General features: G+C 48.2%; 3 protein-coding genes. 1 reads left to right on the top strand and 2 read right to left on the bottom strand.

Annotated elements, in window-relative coordinates:
• Nucleotides 1-1031 (bottom strand): hypothetical protein (locus tag KI659_RS18415; RefSeq protein ID WP_213946860.1); only part of this gene is annotated, 1031 nt, incomplete at its 3' end.
• A gap of 1506 nt (nucleotides 1032-2537) precedes the next feature.
• Between KI659_RS18415 and KI659_RS18410 the strand changes: the two genes are divergently transcribed.
• Nucleotides 2538-5192 (top strand): thiopeptide-type bacteriocin biosynthesis protein, encoded by a 2655-nt coding sequence (locus KI659_RS18410; protein WP_213946859.1) that lies wholly within the window; start codon nucleotides 2538-2540, stop codon nucleotides 5190-5192.
• A gap of 12 nt (nucleotides 5193-5204) precedes the next feature.
• On the opposite strand, the gene KI659_RS18405 is transcribed toward KI659_RS18410, so the two are convergent.
• Nucleotides 5205-5444 (bottom strand): hypothetical protein, encoded by a 240-nt coding sequence (locus KI659_RS18405; RefSeq protein WP_213946858.1) that lies wholly within the window; start codon nucleotides 5442-5444, stop codon nucleotides 5205-5207.
• Between the last annotated feature and the right edge of the window lie 374 nt (nucleotides 5445-5818).

The raw sequence follows: 5818 nt of genomic DNA, 5'->3' as shown, positions 1-5818 counted from the left end.
TTCGTGCCTGCATAGTATTCATAGATGAAGTTATCGTCCAGATTGCCGGGGGACTTTCCCCGACGTTGTAAAGTTAGCAGATTTCCGTTTGCATCATAACTGTAGTCGGAGTCGTATTTTGATTCTTCCTTCTGCTTGGTCAGGAAGCCTTTGTCTGCATTGTAGTTGGTAAAGCTCCTGGACTGCACGATGCGGTGCAGCTGGTCGTAGCGGTACACCATGGCCTGCATGCCTTTGTCCTCGCCCAGCCCGGGCAGGTCGGTGACCATCCAGGAGATGTTGCCGTTGTAAAGGCCGCTGTTCCCGTACTGCTCTCCATAGCGCTCCCAGACCTGATCCCTGGAATCGGTAAGTCGCAGATTGGGGTTGATGGGCTTGTAATCACCCTCATAATACCCAAGCGCAAAGGCAAAGGCATCCTTGCCTGTCCGCAGGCCATCGCTGCCGTCCCCTCCGGGATCGTCACGGTGGGGCATGTTCACGCCCTTCAGCCAGCCCTGCAGGGTATAATAGTAGTCGAGCCCCTGCACGTTGTATTCACCGAGTTCCACTCTTGCCAATGGCCCGTGAGGATAATAATGGTAAGAAGCCTCTCTGTTCCAGATAAACCCGTCGGTACTTGTCCGCACCTCTTCAAGCCTGTTGTCGGCATCGTAGCGGTAGCGGTGGATAAACTGGTCGGGTTCCCCGTACTGGTACATCACGAAATTTACATTCCCGCTGACCAGGTCATAGACATATTCGGTGCGCTTAGGTTCCATCCCCGGAAGCTTCTGCACCAGCCCCTGCACGTTGCCGTGGGGGTCATAACTGTATAGGGTAAACACCGTATCCGCATGCCCCTTTTCCACCATGGCGGTCCAGGAAACCCTGTTGCGCAGGTTTTCCTGCACAAAAGTGCTGTCCACCTTTCCATGGGGCCGGTCATACCGGGTCAGGGTAATGTCGGTACAGGTATATTCATCCGCCTTAGGAAAATCCAGCTCCTGGATTTTGGGCAGCAGTTCTCCCTGCTCCTCCCCGGTGGACATTTCGCCCACCTCCAGCACCCGGCCCTGCCGGTCGTATTTGGTATAGCTGTATTTGCCGTCCAGTGCCTGCTGGGCATTCTGCGACAGCCTGAGCTGCCCCGCCCTGTTGTACCAGAACCTGGACTCTCCCGCATCCGGGGTCTTTTGCCAGATCAGCTGGTTCTGGGAATTGTACCGGTACCGGGTGGCGAGTTCGTGGGCGGGGATCGGGAGGTTTATAAAAAGGTTGAAGGGTTGAATGGATCAATGGATTAACGTAAGGTACTTCCGCTCCTTAATCCATTCATCAGTCCAGAAGGGAATCCAGCGCAGCTAGGCCCTTCTGGACCTTAAACCATTAAACCAACCATAGAAAAGGTTGAATGGATTAATGGAGTAATGGATTAACGTAAGGTACGTCCGCTCCTTAATCCATTAATCAGTCCAGAAGGGAATCCAGCGCAGCTATGCCCTTCTGGACCTTAAACCATTAAACCAACCTTTGAAAAGGTTGAATGGATTAATGGATTAATGGATTAACGTAAGGTACCCCAGCTCCCTAATCCATTAATCAGTCCATAAGGGAATCCAGCGCAGCTATGCCCTTCTGGACCTTAAACCATTAAACCAACCATTGAAAAGGTTGAATGGATTAATGGATTAATGGATTAACGTAAGGTACCCCAGCTCCCTAAGCCATTAATCAGTCCATAAGGGAATCCAGCGCAGCTAGTCCCTTATGGACCTTAAACCTTTAAACCAACCCGGGAAAAGGTTGAAGGGTTGAATGGATTAATGGATTAACGTAAGCTACTTCCGCTCCTTAATCCATTAATCAGTCCTGTTGGGAATATAGCGCAGCTCTTCCAAACAGGACATTAAACCATTAAACCAACCCGTGAAAAGGTTGAAGGGTTGAATGGAATAATGGATTAACGTAAGCTACTTCCGCTCCTTAATCCATTGATCAGTCCTGTTGGGAATATAGCGCAGCTCTTCCAAACAGGACATTAAACCCTTAAACCAAAAAACGTTGCGCCCTTTGCGCTTTCCCTTTGCGCCTCCGCGTGAAACTGCCGCGATGCAGCCAAGCCTCATCCTCCTCGCCGCTTCGCGGTTTCTAACCCCCTAAACCAGGCCGCAGGCCGAATAACCTCCTAAACTACGCAGTTTAGGAAGTNACTGCCGCGATGCAGCCAAGCCTCATCCTCCTCGCCGCTTCGCGGTTTCTAACCCCCTAAACCAGGCCGCAGGCCGAATAACCTCCTAAACTACGCAGTTTAGGAAGTTTATTTCCCGATAACCGCTTCGCGGATCGGGAGGTTTAGGAGGTTAGAAATGAGTTCGACCCCAGCCATTTAAACCTTAACCGGCGAAGCCAGTAAACCATAAACGGCGAAGCCATATAAACGGCGAAGCCCCTCCCATTCACCCCCCAAAACCCGTAGTTCACAGATTTCAGCGGTTGGGCAATTGCTAGATTAGGTTTTATCCTTTACAATTGCTCCCAACTTAACCTACATGACTATGAACTTTATTTACAGAACGCCCATGCTCAACTTTGATATTTTTGATACCAAGGAGGTGGAGTACAATTATCAGTACATTTTGGAGGCCATCAAATTATCCTCCACCCACCTGTACGAGCAGATTAAGGACACACCCTACTCGCAGCTCGATTACGATCAACAAGTCGCCGTGTTGAAATACCTCATCAGGGGTAAATATCGCGCCACCCCATTTGCTCTTTGGGCAGGGGTCGGGATGGGGCTATTCAGTGACTTGCCTAGTCCAACCAAATACAAGCTTACCTTTCAATCCTTTGACCTCAATGCCCATCACGTAAAAGGCAAATACCACTTGCCGGCCCTGACTTACCGGCAAACTGATCAGTTCACTTTTTGGAAAATGGATGAAGATAAGAACTGGAACCAGGTCACACTCGAGTCCAACGCCATTTTGGAAAAAATCTATAATCACTTTCACAGTAAGCCCGACCTCTCCTTTCCGAAGTTCAAAAGCTGGTTTTTGAATGTGGAAGATGGAGAGATCCGACAAATTTGGGGCGAAATCATCAATTGCGGATTTCTAACAAACCAGTATCCGCCCCAACTTTCAAAAATCAACTCCGTCGTGTTAAATGACCCAAGGAGCGAATTCCCCAAAGACTCACAGGACTACCCCATCCACATTACCAGCAGTAAGGAACCCTTTCAGCTGGAAAAAACGCATTATCGCAAACTTGAAAAATTGAACAAGGAAATCGGAAACCTACTCCATACCCAGGCTTCTGACTTTATTCGGGAACTGAAAAGCATTTTCATCGAAGAACATGACGACAGGTTTGTACCCCTCCACCAGCTATTAAATCCCGGCAGCGCCACAGCCCGATTTTTCAAAAATCAGGTTTGGCTGTTTTCCAGGGAAAACACACCTCCCAATCCTATCAATTCAGCTATCCTGGCACACTCAGGAAAAAAAACCATGAACCTCAAGCCTCTGGTAAAATCCCGAAAGGTAACAGAACAGCCAGCCACTTCCTACTTGTGTCGCATCACCGAAAGGGGCCTATTGATAGACCATGTGGTGACCAACCGACCGGCTGCCACTTGGGCAAAAATATCTTTGGCTGTACCAAAGGCCTCTTTTCATGAAGATATCCAGCACTTCCTGGATTCCTCTACCAATGTGCTCCATGCGGATTTTGAAATATGGGAAAGCGATCAGTCAAACCACATTGCCTGCCATAAAAATCTCTTACAACATACGATCAGGATCTTTACCCCATCAAAATCCTCTTTTGATATCGATTACAAATCCCTTTACCTTGGCTTAGTTGATGACAGATTTGTAATCTACTCGCCACATACCCAGCAGGTGATCCTGCCTACGATCCAACATGCGCTAAATCCTCAATACATTACTCACCCCATAAGCAGGCTGCTATATGAAGTTGCCTCTCAAGGCTCCCTATATCCCGTATACGAGGATCTTATGCCTATTTCGGGAGCACCGGCTATCCCTCGGTTAACCTGGGGTGAGGTGATACTCAAGCCAGCCGCATGGTATGTAACGGCTGACGATGGAAAATCCTGGACCTCCAATCGCTTTTTGGCTAAAATAAAAGAGCTCGGAATTCCCAGATACTGCTTGTATGGCGAGGAAGATGAAAAAATGGTAATAGACACCCACCACTGTCAGAGTGTAGACATCTTAATGGAACTTATAAAAAACAAACCTTCGTTTGTGCTTTCAGAATGTTTATGGATCGAAGACAGCGAATTCCCGTCTTATCCCCAACTATCCATTTCAATCCCAAACTCCGCTTACCAATCTCCTTATAAGCATGTTTTCTTCAATCCCAAAAAGCATGTGGACCGCAGCTGGATCGGCTATCACATTTATGTAGATCCACTGGAAGCGGAATTGTTTCTAACCGAAAAGATTGGCCCCTGGCTTGATCAAAATTTAAGACCCGACGCCATACATCAATGGTACTACCTGACTCATTTTGACAGCGCATTTCACATCCGGCTTCGCATTGGGCCTAACAGCATAGGGAATGATAGGGTCTCTTTTGAAAAGGAACTGTTGCACTTCCTGTCACAAGCTGACTATATTACCAGCTTTAAGAAAGCCACTTATTATCCTGAACTTGCCAAATATGGCAATCGGGGAATATTTTCATCCGAAGACTTGTTCAAGCTTGAATCAGTGATGGCTATATATGGCAATGTGAACAGCCAGCTACCATACCTTCCCACACTGCTTCAGCCAGAACTCGAAAAAATCTCCTTGATTGCCAATCTGGGTTTGGCCCTCCTGAAGCGGAGCGGGCAATTTAGAGCCTGGCAGCAAGAAACTGAAAATGGGCTGATTAAGGACTTGAAAAACTCCCAGAAATCTAAATTCAAAAAAGTATATGAGGAGAGCTTGAGAAGTAAGAAAGTGTGTCACTCAGTCCACGACCAGGGCTTTGTGCAAAAATACATCTCCTTCTTCCTGGAGCATCCCCTTCTATATGACAAAAACAACTTTGTTCCGCTTTTCAACCACCATTTCCACATGATGATAAATAGATTTTTCCTGTCCCACCACAGCCACATCGAGCCCCTGGTATGGTACACCCTCTATAGAAAAGTGCTGGATTACCGCCACAGCCCCATCCCCACCCCCATCTAACTCACTTCCCCTTCAACCAACCAACCTGCCGGCCCCCACCCCCGGCAGGCCTTCCTCCCCTCTCTCCAATCTCCCGCCTCCCGTCTCCCCTCTCCGGTCTCCGGTCTTCCGTCTTCGGTCTTCTGTCTTCGGTCTTCTGTCTTCGGTCTTCTGTCTTCGGTCTTCGGTCTTCTGTCTTCGGTCTTCTGTCTTCCGTCTTCGGTCTTCCGTCTTCGGTCTTCCGTCTTTTTCCATCCAACATCGGTCATCCATGTCACGTCCTAAATTTACTTGACACTTTTTTCTCAAACTTTTAAATTTTCCTCCGCGAAGTGGCCTTTCCCGATTCGCTACGCTGCTCGGGACAAGTCGTGAAACTTCGTGAAAACTTTGTGGCCNGTCTTCGGTCTTCCGTCTTTTTCCATCCAACATCGGTCATCCATGTCACGTCCAAAATTTACTTGACACTTTTTTCTCAAACTTTTAAATTTTCCTCCGCGAAGTGGCCTTTCCCGATTCGCTACGCTGCTCGGGACAAGTCGTGAAACTTCGTGAAAACTTTGTGGCCTTTGTGGCCATTTTCTTACGGCTCCCCTCTCCGGTCTCCGGTCTTCCGTCTTCGGTCTTCCGTCTTTTTCCATCCAACA

Source organism: Litoribacter ruber (genome assembly GCF_018449405.1).
In the GTDB taxonomy this organism is placed as follows: Bacteria; Bacteroidota; Bacteroidia; order Cytophagales; family Cyclobacteriaceae; genus Litoribacter; species Litoribacter ruber.
The sequence above is the reverse complement of the archived record's forward strand: the minus strand, read 5'-3'. Positions and strand labels throughout refer to the sequence as shown.

Coding starts and splice junctions, on each gene's coding strand:
- KI659_RS18410 (WP_213946859.1), top strand. CDS start 2,538: ATGAACTTTATTTACAGAACGCCCATGCTCAACTTTGATATTTTTGAT.
- KI659_RS18405 (WP_213946858.1), bottom strand. CDS start 5,444: ATGGATGACCGATGTTGGATGGAAAAAGACGGAAGACCGAAGACGGAA.